The 21,846-nt window shown below is 56.0% G+C and carries 21 protein-coding genes; 12 read left to right on the forward strand and 9 right to left on the reverse strand.

The features are described from left to right. Window positions 1-14: 14 nt before the first annotated feature. Window positions 15-998: an IS110 family RNA-guided transposase gene (locus AC6I8R_RS20740; RefSeq protein WP_497831829.1), complete on the reverse strand. Its 984-nt coding sequence runs from the start codon at window positions 996-998 to the stop codon at window positions 15-17. A 272-nt stretch (window positions 999-1,270) separates the two neighbouring features. Beyond that, window positions 1,271-2,158: an SDR family oxidoreductase gene (locus tag AC6I8R_RS20745; protein WP_497832800.1), complete on the reverse strand. Its 888-nt coding sequence runs from the start codon at window positions 2,156-2,158 to the stop codon at window positions 1,271-1,273. Between the two features lie 104 nt (window positions 2,159-2,262). Here AC6I8R_RS20745 and AC6I8R_RS20750 point away from each other — a divergent pair, with 104 nt between their 5' ends. Further along, window positions 2,263-3,087 (forward strand): helix-turn-helix transcriptional regulator, encoded by an 825-nt coding sequence (locus tag AC6I8R_RS20750; protein ID WP_415173536.1) that lies wholly within the window; start codon window positions 2,263-2,265, stop codon window positions 3,085-3,087. Here AC6I8R_RS20750 and AC6I8R_RS20755 read toward each other — a convergent pair. Next, a complete protein-coding gene (locus AC6I8R_RS20755) occupies window positions 3,029-3,460 on the reverse strand; it encodes a winged helix-turn-helix transcriptional regulator (RefSeq protein ID WP_415173535.1) in 432 nt (143 codons plus the stop codon). The two genes, AC6I8R_RS20750 and AC6I8R_RS20755, sit on opposite strands and share 59 nt — an antisense overlap. Before the next feature lie 111 nt (window positions 3,461-3,571). Between AC6I8R_RS20755 and AC6I8R_RS20760 the strand changes: the two genes are divergently transcribed. Further along, window positions 3,572-4,621 (forward strand): NAD(P)-dependent alcohol dehydrogenase, encoded by a 1,050-nt coding sequence (locus AC6I8R_RS20760; RefSeq protein ID WP_497832801.1) that lies wholly within the window; start codon window positions 3,572-3,574, stop codon window positions 4,619-4,621. A 42-nt stretch (window positions 4,622-4,663) separates the two neighbouring features. Here the strand turns inward: AC6I8R_RS20760 and AC6I8R_RS20765 are convergent, their stop codons facing one another. Further along, window positions 4,664-6,094, reverse strand: coding sequence for a 6-phospho-beta-glucosidase (locus tag AC6I8R_RS20765; RefSeq protein WP_208725958.1), 1,431 nt, complete (start codon window positions 6,092-6,094; stop codon window positions 4,664-4,666). Window positions 6,095-6,106: 12 nt separating this feature from the next. Continuing rightward, a complete protein-coding gene (ascF, locus tag AC6I8R_RS20770) occupies window positions 6,107-7,555 on the reverse strand; it encodes a PTS cellobiose/arbutin/salicin transporter subunit IIBC (protein ID WP_415173533.1) in 1,449 nt (482 codons plus the stop codon). Between the two features lie 283 nt (window positions 7,556-7,838). Here ascF and AC6I8R_RS20775 point away from each other — a divergent pair, with 283 nt between their 5' ends. From AC6I8R_RS20775 to AC6I8R_RS20815, 9 genes are all read left to right on the forward strand, one after another. Then, window positions 7,839-8,852, forward strand: coding sequence for a LacI family DNA-binding transcriptional regulator (locus tag AC6I8R_RS20775; protein ID WP_415173532.1), 1,014 nt, complete (start codon window positions 7,839-7,841; stop codon window positions 8,850-8,852). Then, window positions 8,845-9,390, forward strand: a complete 546-nt coding sequence (locus AC6I8R_RS20780; RefSeq protein WP_415173546.1) for a GNAT family N-acetyltransferase — start codon at window positions 8,845-8,847, stop codon at window positions 9,388-9,390. The genes AC6I8R_RS20775 and AC6I8R_RS20780 overlap by 8 nt, the downstream gene beginning before the upstream one ends. A 207-nt stretch (window positions 9,391-9,597) precedes the next feature. After that, window positions 9,598-10,143: a winged helix-turn-helix transcriptional regulator gene (locus AC6I8R_RS20785; protein WP_415173531.1), complete on the forward strand. Its 546-nt coding sequence runs from the start codon at window positions 9,598-9,600 to the stop codon at window positions 10,141-10,143. Beyond that, complete coding sequence (locus AC6I8R_RS20790) at window positions 10,140-11,165, forward strand: HlyD family secretion protein (protein ID WP_415173530.1); 1,026 nt, start codon at window positions 10,140-10,142, stop codon at window positions 11,163-11,165. The genes AC6I8R_RS20785 and AC6I8R_RS20790 overlap by 4 nt, the downstream gene beginning before the upstream one ends. Beyond that, window positions 11,162-12,721 carry a DHA2 family efflux MFS transporter permease subunit gene (locus AC6I8R_RS20795; protein WP_497832802.1) on the forward strand — a complete coding sequence of 520 codons (1,560 nt, stop codon included), beginning with the start codon at window positions 11,162-11,164 and terminating at the stop codon, window positions 12,719-12,721. Before AC6I8R_RS20790 ends, AC6I8R_RS20795 begins: the two co-directional genes overlap by 4 nt. Before the next feature lie 20 nt (window positions 12,722-12,741). Further along, entirely contained in the window at window positions 12,742-14,019 is a 1,278-nt protein-coding gene (gene fabF, locus AC6I8R_RS20800) for a beta-ketoacyl-ACP synthase II (RefSeq protein WP_415173528.1), read from the forward strand. Window positions 14,020-14,062: 43 nt separating this feature from the next. After that, the gene (locus AC6I8R_RS20805) at window positions 14,063-14,695 is read left to right on the forward strand and encodes an aspartate/glutamate racemase family protein (RefSeq protein ID WP_497832803.1); all 633 of its coding nucleotides are present in this window, start codon (window positions 14,063-14,065) and stop codon (window positions 14,693-14,695) included. A gap of 161 nt (window positions 14,696-14,856) precedes the next feature. Then, window positions 14,857-16,692 (forward strand): methyl-accepting chemotaxis protein, encoded by a 1,836-nt coding sequence (locus tag AC6I8R_RS20810; protein WP_497832804.1) that lies wholly within the window; start codon window positions 14,857-14,859, stop codon window positions 16,690-16,692. A gap of 227 nt (window positions 16,693-16,919) precedes the next feature. After that, entirely contained in the window at window positions 16,920-17,996 is a 1,077-nt protein-coding gene (locus AC6I8R_RS20815) for a diguanylate cyclase (protein WP_497832805.1), read from the forward strand. Between the two features lie 3 nt (window positions 17,997-17,999). Here the strand turns inward: AC6I8R_RS20815 and AC6I8R_RS20820 are convergent, their stop codons facing one another. The 3 genes from AC6I8R_RS20820 to AC6I8R_RS20830 all read right to left on the reverse strand — a co-directional run bounded on the left by AC6I8R_RS20820 (window position 18,000) and on the right by AC6I8R_RS20830 (window position 20,162). Then, window positions 18,000-18,461, reverse strand: a complete 462-nt coding sequence (locus AC6I8R_RS20820; protein WP_497832806.1) for an OsmC family protein — start codon at window positions 18,459-18,461, stop codon at window positions 18,000-18,002. 367 nt (window positions 18,462-18,828) lie between these two features. Continuing rightward, window positions 18,829-18,993, reverse strand: a complete 165-nt coding sequence (locus AC6I8R_RS20825; RefSeq protein WP_013511857.1) for a con-10 family general stress protein — start codon at window positions 18,991-18,993, stop codon at window positions 18,829-18,831. 254 nt (window positions 18,994-19,247) lie between these two features. Continuing rightward, window positions 19,248-20,162 (reverse strand): LysR substrate-binding domain-containing protein, encoded by a 915-nt coding sequence (locus AC6I8R_RS20830; RefSeq protein WP_497832807.1) that lies wholly within the window; start codon window positions 20,160-20,162, stop codon window positions 19,248-19,250. Between AC6I8R_RS20830 and AC6I8R_RS20835 the strand changes: the two genes are divergently transcribed. Next, the gene (locus AC6I8R_RS20835; protein WP_415173522.1) at window positions 20,161-20,874 is read left to right on the forward strand and encodes a LysE family translocator; all 714 of its coding nucleotides are present in this window, start codon (window positions 20,161-20,163) and stop codon (window positions 20,872-20,874) included. The two genes, AC6I8R_RS20830 and AC6I8R_RS20835, sit on opposite strands and share 2 nt — an antisense overlap. On the opposite strand, the gene AC6I8R_RS20840 is transcribed toward AC6I8R_RS20835, so the two are convergent. After that, complete coding sequence (locus AC6I8R_RS20840) at window positions 20,871-21,836, reverse strand: PDR/VanB family oxidoreductase (protein ID WP_415173521.1); 966 nt, start codon at window positions 21,834-21,836, stop codon at window positions 20,871-20,873. The two genes, AC6I8R_RS20835 and AC6I8R_RS20840, sit on opposite strands and share 4 nt — an antisense overlap. Window positions 21,837-21,846 lie beyond the last annotated feature (10 nt).

Below are 21,846 nucleotides of genomic sequence, written 5' to 3' on the forward strand. Positions count from 1 at the left end.
TACCGTCTTGAACGTCAAGCGGTAGCTGCGTAATTTTCATCCCACTTCATCCGCGTTTTCAGCACCCCGAAGCACTGATGAACCAGCTTGCGCATCACCGCTCCAAGCGCGGCCTTGCTGGCTTTGCCCTTCGCGATTAGCCTCTGGTACAGCGCCTTCGCCGGGGCATTCCACCTGATCGCTACGATCGCCGCCATATACAGTTTCGCCCTTACGTCTGCCGGGCCTGTTTTTGACATCCGCGCACGCCCCCTGACTGAGCTACCGGACGTTTTTTCCACCGGTACCACACCCAGCCACGCAGCGACCTGTGAAGCACTCCGGAACGGACACGAGCGCAGCACCGACAGCATTGTCGTGCCCACCACGCTGCCTATTCCTTTTATCGATTCCAGCAGCTCACGGTCTTCCTTCAGACCCGGATGATTATCTGTGTGGTCTGAGATGAGCGCTTCAATACGCTTCAGCTCGTCCCTGTGGGCTTTCAGGGTTCTCTCCAGCGAGTCAATGATTTCAGGCGCTGTGCGGGTTGAATGAGCCTTTTCCAGTCGGTTCTCCGCCCGCTGGACATCAGCCTGAAGTGAGTCCCGCAGACGCACCAGCTCCCGAAGTTTACGGACCTCCGGGGAGGGTGGCACCCAGGCATCAGGCTGTTTCAGCTCGCCATAACGGGCCAGGATGTAAGCATCAACGGAGTCGTTTTTAGTCAGGATAGCCATTCCACGGGCGAACTCCCTGACCCGCTGAGGATTGCTGATGCAGACTGTAACGGGGGTATTTTCATGAAGACCGAAGGCGACGTTTTCGTGATAAATGCCGGTCGCTTCGAGCACCACCATCACCTGTTCAGGATGGCATTTTTGCCTGAGTAACCAGTCATTTATCTCCCGGTCGGCGTCGGGATGATTTTTGAGGGTTTTGGTTTTCTTTTTCCCGTTGCCGGGCAACAGGCAGAGGTCGAGTTTGTTTTTACTGACATCAATACCGAGATAAATCATAAGACAGCTCCCTTTCACATGAACCATCACGCCATCTTGCCTTGTACATACGAAGTCAGAGCTTCTGGTTACCGTTCAGAGTAGATGCTGGCGTGAAAGGAGAAACGGAGGGCTTTAAGCTACGGCACAAGATCGGGTCTTAAGCGGCGCGACAAGCTGCCTCCGTTTCGTGTAACGGGTAGCTAACCAGTTACAACTTCAAGATACAAGCGGCGCGATTTACCTTTGGTGTTAAAACGCGCGATAAATCGCGCCGCTACGATGCAGAATGGCTAGAGAAAATAATCTGTTTCGCGTATGTCCTGCAACAATCCCGGCCCGTCTGGCTGCCAGTTAAAAGTCTGGCGCGTCCAACTGCTGGAGGTCGGATTGTCGGTGGCGGCGAAGCGCGCCATCCAGCCCAGCGCTTCCTGTGCCTCCTGCAACGTCAGGCTTTTTACCGGTAGCGTTAATCCGGCGGCAATGGTTTCCGCAATCTGGCGGAAGGGGATGCCTTCTTCCTGCACCGCATGCAAAATCGCTCCCGCTTGCGCCTGCTCTGCCGCCAGGCAAAACAGCTCGGCAGCGTCAAAGCGATTGACCGCAGGCCAGCGGTTCTCGCCACTATCCACGTAAAACGCCGCGCCTTTTTCCTTTGCCAGGTTAATCAGCATCGGCACAAAACCGTGATCGCCAGCGCCATGCACCGTGGGCGGTAAGCGGACCAGCGCCACGCGCACCCCTTTTTCCGCCAGCGCCAGTGCCGCTACGTTGGAAGCAGAACGCGGATGCGCGCCTGCCACCGGTTGATCCTGCTCAGTCGCCAACCGTCCCGGTGCCACCAGGGCGGTGCCGGAGGTCACAATCAATGGTCGATCGGAACCGGCCAGTTCCTCGCCCATCGCCAGAATCGCCTGCTGATCAACTGCGGCTGCGTGATCCATGCGGCTGAAGTCATGGATATAACCGGCATGGATCACGCCGTCACTCTGGCGCACGGCGGCGCGCAGGCTGGCTATATCTTCCAGATCGCCGCGTAACACCGTCACACCTTGCAGGTGTAATTTCTCTGCTGACGCCTCACTGCGCGCCAGCCCCAGCACCGCGTGACCACGCGCGTGCAGTTTTTTCACAATGGCTGAGCCAACAAAGCCGCTCGCCCCGGTCACAAAAATTCGCATATTCGTGCTCCTCACAGGCTGTTAACAGGCACTATGATAAAAGCCAGCGATCGGGTGAACAGTCGTGAGCTTATACGGGTATCGGGACTAACAGGATAAACACCATGACGATGCAAGACGACAATCTGCTGGGCAATTATCTGCGTGAACGCCGCCAGCGGCTGGATGCAGCCCGACTCGGCTTTCCGATGCAGCGCCGTCGTACCCCGGGTTTGCGCCGGGAAGAAGTGGCGGTACGCGCCTGCGTCAGCACCACCTGGTATACCTGGCTGGAACAGGGCAGAGGCGGTGCGCCGTCTGAAGTGGTGCTGGAAAGGTTAGCGAAGGCACTGGAGTTGAGTGCCGCCGAGCGCGATCACCTGTTTTTACTGGCGCAGAATCGTCTGCCTGGCGTCAGTTGGCAGGGCGGAGTGAGCGTATCTCCTTCGTTGCAACGGGTGCTGGACAGCATGCCGGGCACTCCGGCGCTGGTGAAAACCGCCGAATGGCAGGTGGTGGCGTGGAATCGGGCGGCCACCAAAGTTTTTGTCGATTATGCGCAACTGCCACCCGAGCAGCGCAATATCTTGCTAATGATGTTTCGCGATGAACAGATGAAAAAGCGCTTACCCGAGTGGGAGAAGGTCACGCGCGACCTGGTGGCGAACTTCCGCGCCGATGTGGCGCGCACCGGGGCCAGCGAACATGTGCGTGCGCTGGTGGCGGAGTTGTGCGCCATGAGTGAAACTTTCCGTCACCTGTGGCAATCGCAGGAAGTCAGCCAACACGGGGAAGGCATTAAACAACTCTGGCTACCGGACGAAGGGGTGCTGGAGCTGGAGTACAGCACCTTTGCCGTCGAGGGCAAACCCGGTCTGAGCCTGGTGGTATTTAATCCGCGTCGGGAGCAGGATCAGCTGTGCATGCTGCGTTTGATGGCGCGTCCGTAGCCGCGTGGTAGTTGGCGGCCATCTGGTCCAGCGCGGCCTGATTCTCCAGTCCCCATTGATACATCTGTTCAATCGGTGCGGCAAGGGTCATACCGAGTGGTGTCAGGCGGTAATCCACTTTTGGCGGTATCACCTCATAAACATGGCGCGCGATCAGGCCGCGCTGTTCCAGTTCTTTAAGGGTTTGAAACAGCATCTTCTTCGAAATCCCCTGCAAACTGCGTTGAAGTTCGCCAGTACGGGCGCGATGATCCGGCCAGTGATACAACGCATGCAGCACCATGCTGCTCCACTTCAGGGAAAAAAGATCCATTAGGCGACGCGGGGGTGAATCCGCGAAGAACATCAGTTTACCGTCAACCCAGGCGGGCATGTGCTTATCTCCTCGGATGGTCACCAAATGGTGACTACTATCAATTCTGAACCTTGTTCTTTATAGTCTGCCGCCTTCACACAGCCATTGCCACAAGCTTTCGGAGGCGCAATGAAAATCAACGCGTTAGTCGCACCCCATGCCACACAACCCCTCTCTTCTGGTCAGATCGCGCTGCGCAGCGTGCAGGCGCAGGATGTCAAAATTGAGATCCTTTATTGTGGCGTTTGCCATTCGGATTTGCATATGGCGCGCAATGAATGGGGCGTCAGCAACTATCCGCTGGTGCCGGGACATGAAATTGTCGGACGTGTTGTGGAAACGGGCAAAAGCGTTTCACGCTTTCAGGCCGGGGATTTAGTGGGTGTCGGCGTAATGGTCGATTCCTGCCGCGAGTGTCATTTCTGCCAGCAGCAGGAAGAACAATATTGTGAAGCCGGATGGACCGCGACCTATAACGGCACGGATAAATATACTGGCGGCAGCACCTGGGGCGGCTATGCGCAGCATGTGGTGGCGGACCAACACTTTGTCGTGGCGATTCCGACCAACCTGCCGCTGGCGGGTGTCGCGCCGCTGTTGTGCGCGGGCGTCACGGTATGGTCGCCACTGCGTTATGGTAACGTGAAAGCCGGGGACCGCGTCGGCGTGGTAGGACTCGGTGGTTTAGGGCATATGGCCGTAAAACTGGCGAGTGCGCTGGGTGCCGAAGTGACCTTGTTTACCACCTCGCCGCAAAAGGGCGAAGATGCGCTGCGCTTAGGTGCGAAGCGAGTGGTCATCTCGCGTGATGCCGCGCAGATGGCGGCCTGCCAGGCTTCTCTGGACCTGATTCTCGACTGTGTCTCTGCCCCGCACGATCTCGACCCCTGGCTTGCAACGTTAAAAACCAACGGCAAACTGGTGCTGGTGGGGATTCCCGAGCAGCCGCATCCGTCTCCCAACGTCAGCCCGATAGTGAACCGCCGTCTCAGCATCAGTGGATCGTCCATCGGCAGCATCAAAGAAACCCAGGACATGCTGGATTTCTGTGGTCAACACGCTATCACGGCGGATATTGAACTGATTGCTGGAGAGGAGATCGAAACCGCGTTTGCGCGCATGTTGCGCGGCGATGTGAAGTATCGCTTCGTGATTGATATGCAGGCTACGCGCTGGTAAGGCGGTAACGGCGTGATAAATCGCGCCGTTACCGGACAACCTTTACGCCAAATCCCGCCCATTACTGGCAATGACTTTCTTGTACCACCAGAACGATTTTTTACGCATACGGTTCAGCGAACCCTGTCCGTGGTCGTCGCGATCCACATAGACAAAACCGTAGCGCTTACTCATCTCACCGGTCGAGGCCGCAACCAGGTCAATGCAGCCCCAGGTGGTGTAACCGATCACCGGGATGCCATCATCAATCGCTTGCGCCATCGCGTGAATGTGTTCCCGCAGGTAGCTGATGCGGTAATCATCATGAATTTCACCGTCGGCGTTAATCTCATCGCGTGCGCCAAGGCCATTTTCCACCAGGAACAGCGGTTTCTGGTAACGGTCATACATCATGTTCATGGTGATGCGCAGACCGAGCGGATCAATGCCCCAGCCCCACTCGCTGCGTTTAATGTGCGGGTTGGTGAGCGATTTCACCACGTTGGCAGCGCTGCTGTTTTGTTCGTTCATCTCGGCGGAAGCACAACGCGAGGCGTAGTAGCTGAAGGAGACAAAATCCACGGTGTTTTTCAGGATCTCGGTATCTTCAGGTGCCATCTCAATCTTCACTCCCTTCTCGCGGAACACCCGGGCCGAGTATGAGGGGTAAGCGCCACGCGCCTGCACATCGATAAAGAACAGGTTTTCGCGATCTTTTTCGAGGGCGGCCCAGACATCTTCTGGTTTGCTCGACCACGGGTAGAAGTTACCGCCCGCCAGCATGCAACCGACCTGGTTTTGCGGGTTGACCTCATGGGCGATGCGCGTCACCAGCGCGCTGGCAACCAGCTCATGGTGTGCCGCCTGATACTTAACTTGCTCAGGGTTTTCGTCAGCTTCAAACACCAGACCTGCGCCAGAGAACGGGCTGTGCAGCAGGATATTGATTTCATTAAACGTCAGCCAATACTTCACCAGGCCATCAAAAGCCTCAAAGCAGGTGCGGGCATAGCGGGCGAAAAACTCAATCATTTTACGATTGCGCCACGAACCGTATTCCGTCACCAGATGCATTGGCACATCGAAGTGGCACAGCGTCACCAGCGGTTCGATACCGTGCTTTTTACATTCGCGGAACACATCGCGATAAAAAGCGATACCTTCCGCGTTGGGTTGCAGCTCATCGCCATTGGGATAGAGACGACTCCAGGCAATCGAGGTGCGGAATACGCTAAAGCCCATCTCTGCCATCAACGCGATATCTTCTTTGTAACGATGGTAGAAATCGATGGCCTGATGGCTGGGATAATATTCGTCTTCACGCAGGGTAAAACGCTGCTCCAGCCCCAGCTTGACAGGCATGCGATGCGGGCCATGCGGGATCATATCCACGGTTGTCAGTCCCTTGCCGCCTGCCAGATACCCCCCTTCCGATTGGTTGGCAGCAAGGGCGCCGCCCCATAAGAATCCCGCAGGAAATGTCAGTTCAGACATGAAAATCCTCAATTAATTGGCGTTTACAGGTTTTGCGGCGTCAACCACCGCGTCTGGTGTTTTCGGGCTGGATTCCGCAACCGGGATATCCTCAAAGCCCAGCACCAGGGTCAAAACAAACGAGAGCACCACCGACAGCGCCATCACCGCACCGACCCAGACGATGCTCATCGGGTTATTGGGATCGAAAAACTGCACGCTGGTGAACAGGCCTGGCGAGGCCATCGAATGGCTGGCAAGACCGCCAATACCGGCCACCGCGCCGCAGATAAAGCCACTGATCAGGCTGGCGATCAGTGGGCGTTTTAGCCGCACCGCCACGCCATACAATGCCGGTTCTGAAATCCCGGCAACAATCGCTGAAGCTGCTGCCGCCAAAGCCGTCTGACGCAGTTCCGGGTTTTTGGTCTTGAACGCGACCGCAAGGGAGGAGCCACCGAGCGACAGGTTGGCGCCAATTTCTGAGGGCATCACCATGCCTTCTTTGCCGGTTTCCGCGATAGTCTGGATGATGGTGGGGGTGAACACACGGTGCATACCGGTCATCACCAGCAGGGGCCAGAGCGCCCCCATAATGGCCACTGACAGCCAGCCAAGATAACCGTGGATGGTGTACACCAGCGAGGAAATCCCGCTACCAATCCAGATACCCAGCGGGCCAATCAGTACGATGGCGATTGGTGCGGCAACCAACACAATCAACATCGGTTTCAGGAAGTTTTTGGTCACTGCCGGGGTGATACGATCGATGATGCGTTCAATGTGCGACAGGATCCATGTCATCACCAGAGCCGGAATCACGGTGTAGGTATATTTGACTGCCGTCACCGGGATATAAGCAAACTCCACCGCCTGGCCCTGTGCGGCTTTAGCCATCAGGTCGATAAAATTGGGATGCACCAGCACGCCAGCGATCGCAATCGCCAGCGACATATTGGTTTTAAATTTCAGCGCCGCAGAAGCCGCGACCATGATCGGCAGGAAGAAAAATGCGCCATCGCCGATGACGTTGAGGATCACCAACGTTGAGGAGCCTTCTGCGAACACGCCGGTCATATTGAGGATCATGGCGAGTAGTTTCACCATCGAACCACCAATAATGGCGGGGATCAGGGGTGACATGGTGCCGACCAGCGCATCAAGAATCCCGGCACCGATGCGTTTCAGGGTGATTTTGCGCCGTTCGGGTTGTGCGGCAGGTGCTGAACCCGGTGTTGCCAGCTTCAGCACTTCCTGAAACGCCTGTCCAACGTTGTTGCCGATAATCACCTGGCACTGGGTATCGGCGTGCACCACACCCATCACGCCGGGGATTGCTTTCAGCACGGCGTTATCCACCAGGCCCGTGTCCTTGACGACAAATCTCAGCCGGGTCATGCAATGCGTGACGGCTTCAATGTTTTCGGCACCACCCAGCGCCTGGACGATGGCGCGGGAGATCTCGGCATAATTCTTCGACATGGATTTTTCGTCTCTTATCAAAATAGGTCGCTTATCTGGCCGTTCGTGCATCAGCTGTAGGGCAGAGGCAACCAGATGTTCAGTTTCTCATCATGAGAAACCGGTTTCACAAAATAATGAAGTTGTATTTTTAACCTGACAAGACATTTGAAATTTGATTTAAAACATTGTGACGCTCATCACTTAATCGCTGTGACGGCAGGGCGGCAGTCAGGAGAAAAATTTCCTAATCTATGAGCATGTTAGGTAAACTGCGATTCGTCTTGATTGCGATGAGAAAACGATGACAACCATTCTCGAAGTGGCGAAAAAAGCCGGTGTGTCAAAAGCAACGGTATCCCGCGTGTTATCGGGGAATGGCTATGTGGGCGAGGAAAAACGCGAACGGGTACTGCGGGCGATCGCCGAGACGGATTACCGCCCCAACTTGCTGGCACGTAATCTGGCGGTGAAATCGACGCAAACCATCGGGCTGGTGATTACCAACACGCTCTACAGCGGCAGTTACTTTAGCGAGCTGATGGCCCACTCGGCGCGCCTGATGGAGCAACAGGGGCGACAGCTGATCCTCGCCGATGGCAAACACAGCGCAGCCGAAGAGCGTGCGGCGATTCAGTTTCTGCTGGATTTGCGTTGCGACGGCATCATCATTTACCCCCGTTTTCTCTCCATCGATGAGATGGACGACATCATCTCCCAACATAAACAACCGATTCTGGTGATTAACCGCCGTCTGCGGCAGCATCAGAGTTTCTGTATCTATTCCGATCAACACGCCAACAGCGCGCTGGCGGTCAACCAACTGATTGCGCTGGGCCATCGTGATATCGCCTTTATTACCGGATCACTGGATTCTCCTACCGGGCTGGAACGTCTTTCCGGCTATAAAGCGGCGCTGGCCGGGCATCAGATCGCGGTGCAGGATGCGCTGATTGTCGAGGGTAAGTGGCATGCGCAAAGTGGCATGGCGGCGGTGGCGTCCTTGCTGGCACGCGGGTGTCACTTCAGCGCCATTGTTGCCAGCAACGATGAGATGGCGATTGGCGCCATGAAACAACTCGCTGCCGCGAAGATTGCCGTGCCTGAACAGGTGTCGGTGGTGGGTTTTGATGATATCCCGCTGGCCCCGTTTACCATTCCTTCGCTGTCGAGTATGAAAATTCCGGTGACCGAAATGGTCCAGCAGACCATTGAACAACTGGTGTCGATGCTGGATGGTGGCAATATGGCGCAGAACAAAAATTTCACCGCGCGCCTGGTCATGCGCGAATCTATCGGGCCGGGGCCATATGGTTAACCATTACAAGGAAATCTCTTCTGTCAGGCTGGATTATCGCTGCCTCGAACCTGCTGACTGGCCATTTTTCAAGGCGTTAAATCAGGACCGTCACGTCATGCATTTTATTAGCGATTCACGCACGGATGAAGAAATCAGAATCCAGTCTTTCGAGAAACGTTTGCAACCCTGGCATAAAGGCAGTGAGCATTGGTTATGTCTTGTTATGCGTCAAAAGAATACAGATACACCGATAGGCGTCACCGGCTTTATCGAGCGTGATGAAGGCATTGCGGAAGTGGGTTTTATCCTCGCCGCCGAATTTCATGGTCAGGGTTTTGGCAGCGAATCGCTAAAAGATATTTCCCGTTTCGCATTTAATACCCTGGGGTATCGCAAATTAACCGCCACGGTGACTTCAGGAAATGAAGCTTCGCGCAGGACCTTGTTTAACGCTGGATTTCATCAGGAAGGCACGCTCAGGCAAAACTATTTCCTGCATGGTCGTTGGCAGGATGACTGGATTTTTGGCTTGTTAAGCGAAGAGTTCAGATATTAAGCGGTAAAACCTGCTGACTGCATTCCAACAGATCTCATCGACTGGCTCACCCGTAGCGGCGCGATTTATCGCGCAGATTTTTCTTTCAGCGTGCACGAAACCGCGCAATAAATTGCGCCGCGACGGTTCCTGCCAATCAGAGTAACTTGCATTTTGATAGTGACTGTGGAAATCTGAGCGCATTGCGAACCAACCTGAGCCAGCAAGATGAAAAACGAACCGCTTTGCCACGCCCCCTGTCCCATTGCCCGCAGCCTCGGACGCATTGGCGATAGCTGGAGCATGATTATTCTGCGTGATGCGTTAGCAGGTTTTACCCGCTTTGATGAATTTCAAAAGAATGCCGACATCGCCCCGAATATCCTTTCCCGACGCCTGAAGGAGCTGGTGGAGGATGGATTGCTGGAGAAGGTGTGCTACAGCAGCACCCCGCCGCGCTACGAATATCACCTCACCGAGATCGGACGTGATTTTCGTCCTGTCATTCTGGCGTTGGTGGAGTGGGGTAGCCGCCACTTCTCGCCGGAAGGTCGTCAGGTGCAATTGGTGGAAACCGCCACCCAACGTCCGGTGCAGGCGATTATGGTGGATAGCGAAACGCGTGAGCCGCTGACCGCGGATAAGTATTCGATCGTGCCCGGTCCGGTAGCCGCGCCAGTGATTCGCTATCGTCACGAATACATGCAGAAAAAACGTGCGGGTGAGCCAGCGCTGAAATTTGTCCCACCGGCGAAACAGGTGGATAAGCCATGAACAGGCGCAAAGTGATCCCGTTAGTGGCGGTTGCCGCCGTGGTGCTGGCTGCCGGTTATGGCCTGTGGTGGTGGCAGTCCGGCCGTTTTGTTGAATCGACCGATGATGCGTATGTCGGCGGCGATATCAGCACCATCTCCGCCAAAGTGGCGGGCTACGTGCAGGAAATCGCCGTGCAGGACAACATGCGGGTGAAAAAAGGTGATCTGTTGGTGCGGCTTGATGCGCGTGATTATCAGGCAGCACTGATGAAAGCCAGTGGAGAAGTCGAGGCTCAGCAGGCTGCGCTGGCGGATATCGCCGCCACGCGTGAGTTACAACTCGCCACCATCGCCGGTTCAGTAGCGGCAGTGAATGCCGCACAGGCGATGACGGAAAAAACCGCAGGCGACAACCGACGTTATGGGGCATTGGTGCAGACGGTTTCTGCGCAAACCCGCGACTACGCGCAGGCGGATTACCGTCAGGCGGTGGCGCAGGAGAGCAAAGCCCGCGCCGATAAAAGCGTTGCGGAGCGCCAGTTACAGGTGTTGGATGCGCGTGAGAAACAGACGCAAGCGGCGCTGGTACAGGCGCAGGCGGGTCTGGAAATGGCAAAACTCAATCTTGGCTATACCGAAATTCGTGCCCCTTTTGATGGGGTGATCGGTAATCGCCGCGCCTGGTCCGGGGCTTACGTCAGCAGCGGTACGCAATTGCTGTCGCTGGTGCCTGCACAGGGGTTGTGGGTAGATGCCAATTTTAAAGAGAACCAACTGGCGCATTTACAGGCCGGACAACAGGCGCAGATCGTCGCTGATGTGTTGCCGGGTCGTACCTTTACCGGCCATGTCGTCAGTCTGTCGCCTGCCACCGGTTCACGCTTTAGCATCCTGCCAGCGGAGAATGCCACCGGTAACTTCACCAAAATCGTGCAACGTGTCCCGGTGCGTATTGCGCTGGATGGCGAAGCGGCAAAGCTGGGGCTGTTGCGTCCGGGGCTGTCGGTTACGGTAACGGTTGATGAGAAACCTGCGCCATGAGCAGCCAGACGGCCTTGCCTGCTGCACCGGCATTAGAGATGCCGGTCAGCAAAAAAGTCATTGCCTTTGCCACCATGTGTCTCGGCATGTTTATTGCGCTGCTGGATATCCAGATTGTTTCGGCCTCATTGCGTGACATCGGTGGTGGTCTGTCGGCGGGGGATGACGAAACCGTCTGGGTGCAGACCAGCTATCTGATTGCCGAAATCATCATTATCCCGCTTTCCGGTTGGCTGGCGCGGGTCATGTCAACGCGTTGGTTGTTCGCCGCCTCGGCGGCCGGTTTCACCCTGATGAGCGTGTTGTGTGGTTGGGCGTGGAATATCCAGAGCATGATTGCGTTTCGCGCTTTGCAGGGGCTGGCTGGGGGTTCGATGATCCCGCTGGTGTTTACCACCGCCTTTGCCTTTTTCCAGGGTAAGCAACGGGTGATTGCCGCCGCCACGATTGGTGGGCTGGCATCGCTGGCCCCGACACTTGGCCCCACTGTCGGCGGGTGGATCACCGAGAATTTCAACTGGCACTGGTTGTTCTTCATCAATATCGTGCCGGGCATATACATCACGCTGGCGGTGCCTGCGCTGGTAAAAATCGATACGCCGGATACCTCGTTGTTGCGCGGCGCAGATTATCTCAGCATCGTCTTGCTGGCGGTATCGCTGGGCTGTCTTGAATATACGCTGGAAGAGGGGCCGCGCTGGGGATGGTTTGACGACAGCACCCTGACCATCACCGGCTGGCTGGCGCTGGTATGTGGCGTGATGTTTATCATCCGTACGCTGCGCCACGCGCAACCGGTGATGGATTTACGCGCGCTAAAAGATCGTACCTTTACCCTCGGTTGCTATTTTTCGTTTATGGCGGGGGTTGGCATTTTTGCCACCATCTATCTCACGCCTCTTTTTCTCGGCACGGTGCGGGGTTACAGCGCGCTGGAAATTGGTCTGGCGATCTTCTCTACCGGCCTGTTCCAGGTGCTGTCGATTCCACTGTACTCGTGGCTGGCTAATCGGGTGGATCTGCGCTGGCTGCTGGCGGCCGGGCTGATTGCTTTTGGCGTATCGATGTACAGTTTTGTGCCGATTACTCACGACTGGGGTGCAGATCAGCTGCTGCTGCCACAGGCATTTCGTGGTATGGCGCAGCAATTTGCCGTCGCACCGACAGTGACACTGACGCTGGGTAGCCTGCCACCGCCGCGTCTCAAACTGGCATCCGGGCTGTTTAACCTGATGCGTAATCTGGGTGGGGCCATCGGCATCGCCCTGTGCGGCACTATACTTAATGATCGCACCAACCTGCATTACAGCCGTCTCGCAGACCATCTCAACAGTGCCAGCCTGACGCTGGGCGAATTTATGCACACTTCCACCGCTGCGCTGATCCAGCAGGGTTTCAGCCCCGATGCTGCACAGACTGCCGCGCTGAAAAACCTTGCGGCAATGACGCTGCGTGAAGCCAAAACTCAGGCTTTTGCCGACGCGTTCTGGCTGATCATGATCGGATTCTTCATCGCCGCATTACTGGTGCCGTTTATGAAAGTGCCAAAAACCTAATCATCACAACTGGAGATCATATGGATATCTCATTAAAACGCATCGTCGTTACCGGCATGGGGATCGTCAGCCCACTGGGGTGCGGCGTGGAACATGTCTGGCGCGCCCTGGTGCAGGGGCAATCCGGGATCAGCCCGTTGCCCGAAGCCATCGTGCAGGATATCCCCTGCAAAATCGCCGGTCAGGTGCCCTCGGTAGAACAGGACCCGCAGCATGGCTTTGATCCGCTGGCGGTTATCCCGGCAAAGGAGCGCAAAAAAATGGACCGCTTTATTGAGTTTGCGCTGGTTGCTGCTCATGAGGCGCTCACCCAGGCTAACTGGTTTCCTCAGTTGGAAGCGTTGCGCGAGCGAACTGCGACCATCATTGCCACCGGCATCGGCGGCTTTAATGAAATCGCGGCGGCGGTAGAAACCACCCATAACCGTGGTCCACGTCGCCTGTCACCTTTTACCGTACCTTCCTTTCTTGCCAATCTGGCGGCGGGTCACGTCTCGATTGCCCACGGCTTTCGTGGGCCGATTGGTGCGCCGGTGACAGCCTGTGCTGCCGGTGCGCAGGCGATTGGCGATGCGGTACGCCTGATCCGCAGTGGAGAGGCGGATATCGCCTTGTGCGGCGGTAGCGAAGCGGCGATTCATCGTGTCAGCCTCGGCGGATTTGCCGCGGCGAAAGCGCTGTCCAGCGGATTTAACCAGCAGCCTGCCAGCGCCTCGCGACCTTTCGATCAACAGCGCGACGGTTTTGTCATGGGCGAGGGAGCGGGGTTGCTGGTGATTGAATCGCTGGAGCATGCCCAGGCGCGCGGCGCGACCCCGTTGGCGGAAGTGGTGGGATACGGCACCAGCGCCGATGCTTACCATCTCACCGCCGGGCCGGAAGATGGCAGCGGTGCGCGTCGGGCCATGCAAACCGCCATACGTCAGGCCGGGATTACTCCGTCGCAAATTCAACATATCAATGCACACGCCACCTCAACCCAGGTGGGCGATAAAGGGGAGCTGGCGGCGATCCGCGCGCTGTTTGCCGACAGCCCGGTGGCGATCACCTCAACCAAATCGGCCACCGGCCATTTGTTAGGTGCGGCAGGGGGTGTTGAAGCCATCTTCAGCATTCTGGCATTGCGTGACCAGTTGGCCCCACCGACACTGAACCTGCATCAACCCGATGTGGCGGCGGAGGGATTGGATTTGGTGGCGTTAACCGCGCGCCCGATGCCGATGGAATATGTGTTGTCGAATGGTTTTGGTTTTGGCGGCGTCAATGCTAGCCTGATTTTCCGCCGCTGGCAGGCGTAGCGGCGTCAGCAAAATAACGACAACATTATGCAGGAGTTTGGACATGCTGGGGATTATTCGTGTTTTGACCCACCCGGATCAGCACTTTGTTGAAGAACACGGGCGGTTAATTCACCAGGAGTATGGCATTGCAGCGGTCAGCCGGGCTATTCCCGATCAACCTAAAGGTATTTTTGACGATGCCAGCGAGGCGCTGGCAGTGCCCAAAATTGTGACGTTGGGCCAGCAACTGGAAGCGGAGGGCTGCAATGCGCTGTTTCTCAGCTGTGCCGCCGACCCGGGGCTGGCTGCGTTACGTGCGGCCGTGACGGTGCCGGTGATCAGCGCGGGCAGTGCAGCGGCCAGTATCGCCCGCATGTTAAAAAGACCGGTGGCGGTGATGGGGATCGGTGCCACCGCACCGGCACCGTTCCGCCAGTTGCTGGGTGAGTCAGTGCGTTATGCGCGGCCAGAAGGGATTCGCAACACCACCGATCTGCTGACGGCGGAAGGACGCGCCAGTGCCCTGGCCTGTGCCGAGGGTTTGTATCGCGAAGGGATTGAGGTGATTGCCTTCTCCTGCACCGGCTTCTCGACCATCGCGTTGGGCGATAGTATCCGCGAGCAATTGGGCGGCATCGCCGTTGATGCCGTCAGCGCGGCGGGGCTGTTTATCAGTCAGTTGGCCCCGCAGTAACACCCTTTGCGCGATAAATCGCGCCGCTACAGATCCCATTCAATCGTTGCGGCGCGATTTATCGCGCTTTTTTTATGCTTCCGACAATAAACAATTCCCTAATCCCTCCGATAACCCTCTCAGTAACCCTTACAAAAATGATAAACGCAGGAGTGGGAAACATGGGATTGGTATCGCGATTGCGAAACGTGCGCATAACCCGAAAACTGTCGGCAGGATTCGGTATTGTGCTGTTGCTGGTAGCGCTTGCTACCGGGCTGAGCGTACAGCGTTTCAACGAAATTCATAATATCTATCAAAAAACGAACCTGATTTATGACATCAATATTGAAGTGTTCCAGGCAAAAATTAACCGTCTGAAGTACCTTTATGGCGATGATCAGTCTGGCGCGGTGATGGCGAAATATGTCACCCATGCGCAGCAACTGACCGGGGAGGCCAAAAAACTCAACTGGTCAGACGATGCCGCACCGATTATCGACGAGATCGGCAGCCATCTCACCGATTTCCAACAACGTATCGGCGCGATGACGCAGGCCACCCAGCAACTGAATAGCCTGCGAGCCCAACTCGATAACATCAGCCAGCAGGACACCACCTCCCGTTATACCCAACTGATCCGCACCCCGGTAGCCACGCCGGAATTGACCAACCAGATTTACGACCAACTGTTTGCCATCAGCAATGTGCGGGAAGAGGCGCTGGCGCTGCGCTTCAACGTCAGCGAACCGTTGCGTAACGCGCTGGAAGCCCACTTCCGTAGCGCCGATCAGGGGATGAAAGCGTTACTGGCGCAACTGCCACCGGAACAGCAGGGGGGCTTTACCGCGCTATGGCAGGATACCGAACGCTTTAAAGACCTGAGCTTGCAAGCGGCTCAGGCTTATGCGCAACTGCGCAGCGCAGAAGACGGCGTAAAAGTGGCGGGTGATAAAAGCAGCGCGGCCATCAAGAAAGTCATCACCATTGTTAAAACACGCAACGATGAACTGGCTAACGGTTCTTCCACCTTGTCGCTGTTGATTGGCGGGCTGGCGATCCTGTTGGGCGTGCTGGTGGCCTGGTACATCATCCGTCAAATTACCCAGCCGGTATTCCATAACCTCGAACTGGCGGAGCGCATTGCCAGCGGTGATCTCAGTTCGCAGTTTGCCACCGATCGTCGTGATGAGTTAGGCAAGCTGACCTCCGCGATGGGCAGAATGAATGAACGGCTGCGCAGCATGATTGGCGACGTGTTAAGTAGCGTTAACAGCGTGTCGCAGGCCGCCAGCGCGATCAATCAGGGTAACCTCGACCTGTCGTCACGCACGGAACAGCAGGCGGCGGCGGTGGTTGAGACTGCCGCCAGCATGGAGCAGTTGACCGCTACGGTGAAAAATAATGCCGAGAATGCGCGTCAGGCCAGCCAAATCGCCGCAGAAGCCACACGCAATGCCAATCAGGGCGGTGTCGCAGTACGCGATGTGGTCAGCACTATGGGTGAAATTTCTGATAGCTCGAAGAAAATTGCTGATATTACCGCGGTGATCAACAGCATCGCTTTCCAGACCAATATCCTTGCCCTGAACGCCGCTGTGGAAGCTGCGCGCGCGGGTGAGCAGGGGCGTGGTTTCGCCGTGGTGGCAAGTGAAGTGCGTAACCTGTCACAGCGCAGCTCGCAGGCAGCAAAAGATATTGAACAGCTGATCAGCGAGTCGGTCAGCCGTATCAGCAACGGTCATCAGCAGGTGGCGCGTGCCGGTGAAACTATGGATCAAATTCTCGGCAGCATTGCGCGCGTGAATGAGATCATGGAAGAAATTTCGGCAGCGTCGGATGAACAGAGCCGCGGTATTGAACAAATCGCCCGTGCCGTGGGTGAACTGGACACCACCACCCAGCAGAACGCCTCGCTGGTCAGCGCCTCGTCTGTCTCCGCAAATTCACTGGAAGAACAGGCACTGATGCTGGAACGGCTGGTGGCACAATTCCGTTTGCAAAGTACTGCAAGCTAACAAGCACTGGAACACCCTTCAGGAACAGCGCGATTTATCGCGCTGTTTTTTTTGGGAAAACCGCACGTTAAATCGTGCCGCGACCTATGGGGTCAGTGCTAATTTTCCCCATAATGGAAAAAAATTGCGCTGTCGTGTCTATTCAAGGGAAAAAGTCTGAAAAAGTACACGCGGTTTAACGCTTTTCCGATAAACTGCATGTCTTGTCGGTCTGATATTGCCCGTGAATGAATTACTACTCACCTGATGATAATCACCTGAAGCGTCGTTCGGTGCGCTTCGTTCGCCGCATGTTTTTGATGCGCCAGCTCGGCACGATCTTGTGTTTCTTCCCTATTCTTTCCGTGTTGATGGAAATGAATCGTAGCCTTGAGCTATGCGGGCTGTTGTTTACTAACGCATTTATCTGGCCGTGGATCGCGTATCGTCTGGCGTTGCACGCTGTAGATTCCACCGCCACCGAGCGGCGTAATTTGACACTGGACGCGGCCTTTGGCGGGGCCTGGGTCGCGCTGATGGGGCTCAGCCCCATGCCCTCGTTTATTATTATGGCGGTGCTGGCCTCGGATCGTTATGCGGCGGGAGGCAGTGCGCAACTGATTGCCGCGCTTCAGGCCTTCTTTTGTACCTTTACGATGGTCTGGCTGGTGGACGGCACTGGCTTCCGGCCCACCTTCAGCACGCAAACTGTCTGGCTGACGCTGCCGCTGGCAACGATTTATATGCTGGCGCTCAGCGTTGCGTCGTACAACCTCACCTGGCAGTTGCGCAAACGCAATCGCGAACTGGAACGTATCGCGCTGATGGATCCTGGGCTGGAAATCCCCAACCGGCGTCTGTTTGAACGGCGGCTGGAGAGTGAATTTCTCAGCACCCGTCGTGGTGACAGCAGCGCATATCTGTTGCTGATTGATGTCGATAATTTCAAAGCGGTTAACGACACCTGGGGCCATGAAGCGGGCGATTTTTTGCTGGCGGAGATCTCCGCGTTATTGCGCAACTATGTCGGCATCCAGGATATCCCCGCCCGCTTTGGCGGCGATGAGTTGGGGGTGATTGTCCATCATGCCAGTGATGAATCCGTGGTGCTGCTGGCGGAACGGTTGAAAGAGAAAATTGCGCAACTGCGTTTGCCGGCCTCGCCGGATTTCAGTTGTTCGGTGAGTATTGGCATCGCAGCAGCAGCCGGTGCGGAGTCACTTGGCTACTGGCTGCGTCATGCTGATGAAGCCCTGTATGAAGTGAAACGCGCCGGACGTAACGGGGTGCGGTTGTGGCAATCCGTACTGGCCGGCGCGGCCTGATGTTTATGCGAAGCGGGGTTCGCAGCTTACCGGAAAGTTAAGTGAGTTAGCGATATAACAGGCATCATGCGCCTGATGATGCAGTTCTCTTGCGCGCTCGGCATCTGCCGGGTTGCGCAAGGTGATGCGCGGTTTCAGGGTGATTTGCGTAAACCGACCGCGTACACCTTCCACCATAGTGCCTTCAGCGGCATCTTCGTAACTTTCCACGTTAATCCCGGCATCGGCGCACAGATGCAGATACCACAACTTATGACACGCAGACGCGGCGGCGAGCAACAGCTCTTCCGGGTTCCAGCGGCTGGCATCGCCACGAAACGCGGGATCGGCGCTGAGGGGGAGGGTGGGTTTGCCGTTTGCCAGTAACTCGGCATTGCGATCATAAGCGGTATAGCTGGCGGTGCCGTCACCGCGATTGCCGGTCCAGCGAACCGTCACCTGATAATGATGTTCCCGTGCTGCCATCGTGCTGCTCCTTTTATGAGGCGGGGCGATTTATCGCGCATTGTATAGATCTTCTGCAATCACCAGGGCGCAGACACCTGGGGCGTGCAACATAAAGTAGCATCAAAGATGCAATAAATCATGATTTATTATTAAGTTAGGGTGTTCAGCGGATATTCCAGAGCGCCGGAATAAATATATATAGCGCAGATTTAATTTGTACAAGAATTATAATCCTGTACAAATTAAATCGACTGATTGTATAAGATGGTGGGGAAATAGCCTGGTGTTTGCGGGTAATAAAACACCTCCCGACGTCGAACAGGCGATGGTCAGGATATGCGTTTCCGCAAAAATAGATTGAATATGGAATATCTGAGCGTTTGCTTTACTTGCGGCGACTGATTTTTCCTCCTTTTCGACCGGCTTCGATGGCACGCTCCGGGTCATTGCGGAAGTTTCCGCCACTCATCTGACCACCTTTGCGACCCGCTTCAGCCGCGCGTTGCTTATCTTCTGCAAAGTTACCTGAACCACCACGACGTTGCGTCATTGTTTATTCCTCTTCGATGTATTTGCCGATTAACAGAGCGCGCTTCTTCTCACATCAGGAAGCAAGAATAACTGTAGCGGTGATTTTAATTAAGGCAAACTAAGAATAATCCTAAGTTGGCATTTGGCCGTTTCTTTCATGTAAGAAATAAATAATTAATGTGATGCCTCTGGCTTATTTATATTCGTTAGGTTGCTATCTATTTTCATTGTGGCGAATAGGGCAGGTGCTGTTATATCCCATCCAGGAGTCGGTTATTTCATCAGTATTAATCCATCGATTCCGGTTGTTGGCAGGGCGGGAAGATGATCACGCAGCCAGCTCAGTAGCGTGTCGCGTGCGGCGCTAAACGGGGCGTTAGCCGGCCAGACAAAATAATAACCATCACCGGTTGCCACCGCCTGGGGAAAAGGTAGCGTCAGCAGTCCGTCGCGCAGCGCATTCAGACTCAGCAACAGATCCCCAACCGAAATACCGTGACCACTGATTGCGGCCATATTGCCTTGCTCCAGCGTGTCGAAGACTTTGCCCTGCCAAAGGTTCGCGCCCGGCGTCAGTCCGACGCCCCTTAACCAGCGCTGCCAGTCCCGCCGGTCAGCGGTGGGGTGAATCAGTTCGCAGCTTGCGAGATCCTGCTGTGCCTGCGGTTTCAGGGCGGGGGAGCAGACAGGAATCAGCCACTCTTTAAATAACAGGCGACTCTCGGTGCCGGGGCCAAAATCGCCATTACCCAACAAAATCGCGCAATCAAAAGGTTCGCGGCTGAAATCGACACTGTCGGTTGCCATCCAGACGCTGGAGATTGCCACTTCAGGTGTTGAGTTTTTCTCACGAAACGACTGCAACACATCCAGTAACCAGCGCATGGTCAGGGTCGAGGGGGCCTTCAGGCGCAGGTTTTTACTTTGTTGGCTAAAGGCGGCACAGGCGCGTTCGAGGCTGTCGAATCCTGATTGTAGTTGTGTCGCCAGTACGCGGCCTGCGGCGCTGACCTCCACTTTAGGTCCCCGACGAATAAACAGTTCGCAGCCAAACAACGTCTCCAGCGTGCGGATATGGCGACTGATAGCACCCGGTGTGACATGCAGCACCGTTGCCGCCTGACTAAAGGAGCCGTATTGGGCGGCGCAGGCAAAAGCCCGTAGCGCATAAAGGGGAGGAAGTGACATGGGTTTTGCCATATTGAGTAAAACTCACATTCAACGGCAGTTTAATGCGTTTTTCAACTGCATTGTGGCTGGCGATACTGACGGTCCGATTTCTCTGTTGATAACCACCATGAATCTGCCATTACTGTGTACTTACCTGTTTTCCATCTTCGTCTTATTAGCCACGCCGGGTCCGGTGGTGGCGCTGGTGACCGGCACCGCCGCCCGTCACGGTAGCCGACGCGCGTTTAACACGGTGCTAGGCACCCACGGTGCGTCGCTGGTGTTGATTGCGCTGGCAGTTTTGATGCTGGTTGGGTTGGTCACCATCAGTCAGCTGAGCTTGCGCATTGCCGCGTTGGTCGGGTGTCTTTATATCGGCTACGGTGCCTGGCGAGGCTTGAGGACGGCACCGGCACAGCATGTCGCGCCAATGCAGCAGGGCGGGATAGTGCAGGGTTTTCTGGTGGGTGTCTCGAATCCGAAAGATATCCTGTTTTTTGCTGCCTTGTTTCCCCAGTTCATTTCCGTTACGCCACACCTCAGCACCAGCCTGCTGCTGCTCTCGCTGCTGTGGATAGCCTTCGATTTCTGCGTCATGGCCTGCTATATCCTCGCGGTGCGACGCTGGGTCAATGGCGTTCAGCAGCAGCAATGGGCAATGGCTTCCCAATACCTGCTGCTGCTGATGGCGCTGGTGGGGGCGGGGTATAACCTGCGCGAACTGTTTTAAAGTTCGATCACCAGATTGCGCGACAAACTGCGTGAGCAGCACAATGCGATATATTGTTCCGGCGCAGATTTTTCTGCCGCGGATTGCACGGTATCGCGATGATCGATCTCGCCTTCAGTGACACGGGTCAGACAGGCTCCGCACATGCCCATCTCGCAGGAAAGCGGCACATCGACGCCGTTTTCCAGTAGCACCGTGGCGATGGTCTGTCCGGGTGCGACCGGCCATTGCTGCCCGGTAGAGGCGAGGGTGACGGTGAAACCTGCTTCACCCTGTGCAGCGACAGCCGTCAGCGGCTTAAAGGCTTCAGTGTGAATATGCTGCTCTTGCCAACCGTGACGGATGGCGGTGGCGCGGATATGGCTCATAAAACCCGCCGGGCCGCACAGATAAAGATGGGTATCTTCTGCCGGATCCAGCAACTCTGCTGGCGCATGACTGCGTGGGCTGCGGCCTTCGCTGCTGTGCCAGATTTCACAAAAACCATGTTGGAAGGGTTTGGATAGCTCGGGCAGAAACGCCTCGTCGCCACGTTGTTTCACATAATAATGCAGCACGAAGGGTACTCCCGCCGCTTCCAGCGCTTCTGCCATCGCATACAACGGCGTAATGCCAATACCGGCTGCCATCAGGATCACTTTTCCGGCGGGTTGCATGGGAAACAGATTGCGCGGCGGCGAGATGCGCAGGACCTGACCGGGGCGCAGCATCTCATGGACATAACGCGATCCACCGCGTGACTGCTGATCGCGCGCAATACAAATCTGATAATGACGGGTGTTGTCACTCTGTCCGGTAAGGGAATATTGGCGCACCAATCCCTCGCGCAGATGAACATCGATATGCGCGCCGGGTTGCCAGCACGGTAACGGCTGACCATTTTCCGCGACCAGGTTAACGGCGAGGTTGTGCCGTCCCTGGCGGAACATCCCGTCCACCACCACCTGTAATGTTGTGCTCATCGTTGCCTCC

It is taken from the genome of Pantoea sp. X-Soil-OKNW-713, from assembly GCF_059730685.1.

What these genes read in the sequence shown, in the direction of transcription:
- AC6I8R_RS20740 (WP_497831829.1), bottom strand. Translation starts at nt 998, where the DNA reads ATGATTTATCTCGGTATTGATGTCAGTAAAAACAAACTCGACCTCTGC.
- AC6I8R_RS20745 (WP_497832800.1), bottom strand. Translation starts at nt 2,158, where the DNA reads ATGCGAATTTTTGTGACCGGGGCGAGCGGCTTTGTTGGCTCAGCCATT.
- AC6I8R_RS20750 (WP_415173536.1), top strand. Translation starts at nt 2,263, where the DNA reads ATGACGATGCAAGACGACAATCTGCTGGGCAATTATCTGCGTGAACGC.
- AC6I8R_RS20755 (WP_415173535.1), bottom strand. Translation starts at nt 3,460, where the DNA reads ATGCCCGCCTGGGTTGACGGTAAACTGATGTTCTTCGCGGATTCACCC.
- AC6I8R_RS20760 (WP_497832801.1), top strand. Translation starts at nt 3,572, where the DNA reads ATGAAAATCAACGCGTTAGTCGCACCCCATGCCACACAACCCCTCTCT.
- AC6I8R_RS20765 (WP_208725958.1), bottom strand. Translation starts at nt 6,094, where the DNA reads ATGTCTGAACTGACATTTCCTGCGGGATTCTTATGGGGCGGCGCCCTT.
- ascF (WP_415173533.1), bottom strand. Translation starts at nt 7,555, where the DNA reads ATGTCGAAGAATTATGCCGAGATCTCCCGCGCCATCGTCCAGGCGCTG.
- AC6I8R_RS20775 (WP_415173532.1), top strand. Translation starts at nt 7,839, where the DNA reads ATGACAACCATTCTCGAAGTGGCGAAAAAAGCCGGTGTGTCAAAAGCA.
- AC6I8R_RS20780 (WP_415173546.1), top strand. Translation starts at nt 8,845, where the DNA reads ATGGTTAACCATTACAAGGAAATCTCTTCTGTCAGGCTGGATTATCGC.
- AC6I8R_RS20785 (WP_415173531.1), top strand. Translation starts at nt 9,598, where the DNA reads ATGAAAAACGAACCGCTTTGCCACGCCCCCTGTCCCATTGCCCGCAGC.
- AC6I8R_RS20790 (WP_415173530.1), top strand. Translation starts at nt 10,140, where the DNA reads ATGAACAGGCGCAAAGTGATCCCGTTAGTGGCGGTTGCCGCCGTGGTG.
- AC6I8R_RS20795 (WP_497832802.1), top strand. Translation starts at nt 11,162, where the DNA reads ATGAGCAGCCAGACGGCCTTGCCTGCTGCACCGGCATTAGAGATGCCG.
- fabF (WP_415173528.1), top strand. Translation starts at nt 12,742, where the DNA reads ATGGATATCTCATTAAAACGCATCGTCGTTACCGGCATGGGGATCGTC.
- AC6I8R_RS20805 (WP_497832803.1), top strand. Translation starts at nt 14,063, where the DNA reads ATGCTGGGGATTATTCGTGTTTTGACCCACCCGGATCAGCACTTTGTT.
- AC6I8R_RS20810 (WP_497832804.1), top strand. Translation starts at nt 14,857, where the DNA reads ATGGGATTGGTATCGCGATTGCGAAACGTGCGCATAACCCGAAAACTG.
- AC6I8R_RS20815 (WP_497832805.1), top strand. Translation starts at nt 16,920, where the DNA reads ATGAATTACTACTCACCTGATGATAATCACCTGAAGCGTCGTTCGGTG.
- AC6I8R_RS20820 (WP_497832806.1), bottom strand. Translation starts at nt 18,461, where the DNA reads ATGGCAGCACGGGAACATCATTATCAGGTGACGGTTCGCTGGACCGGC.
- AC6I8R_RS20825 (WP_013511857.1), bottom strand. Translation starts at nt 18,993, where the DNA reads ATGACGCAACGTCGTGGTGGTTCAGGTAACTTTGCAGAAGATAAGCAA.
- AC6I8R_RS20835 (WP_415173522.1), top strand. Translation starts at nt 20,161, where the DNA reads ATGGGTTTTGCCATATTGAGTAAAACTCACATTCAACGGCAGTTTAAT.
- AC6I8R_RS20830 (WP_497832807.1), bottom strand. Translation starts at nt 20,162, where the DNA reads ATGTCACTTCCTCCCCTTTATGCGCTACGGGCTTTTGCCTGCGCCGCC.
- AC6I8R_RS20840 (WP_415173521.1), bottom strand. Translation starts at nt 21,836, where the DNA reads ATGAGCACAACATTACAGGTGGTGGTGGACGGGATGTTCCGCCAGGGA.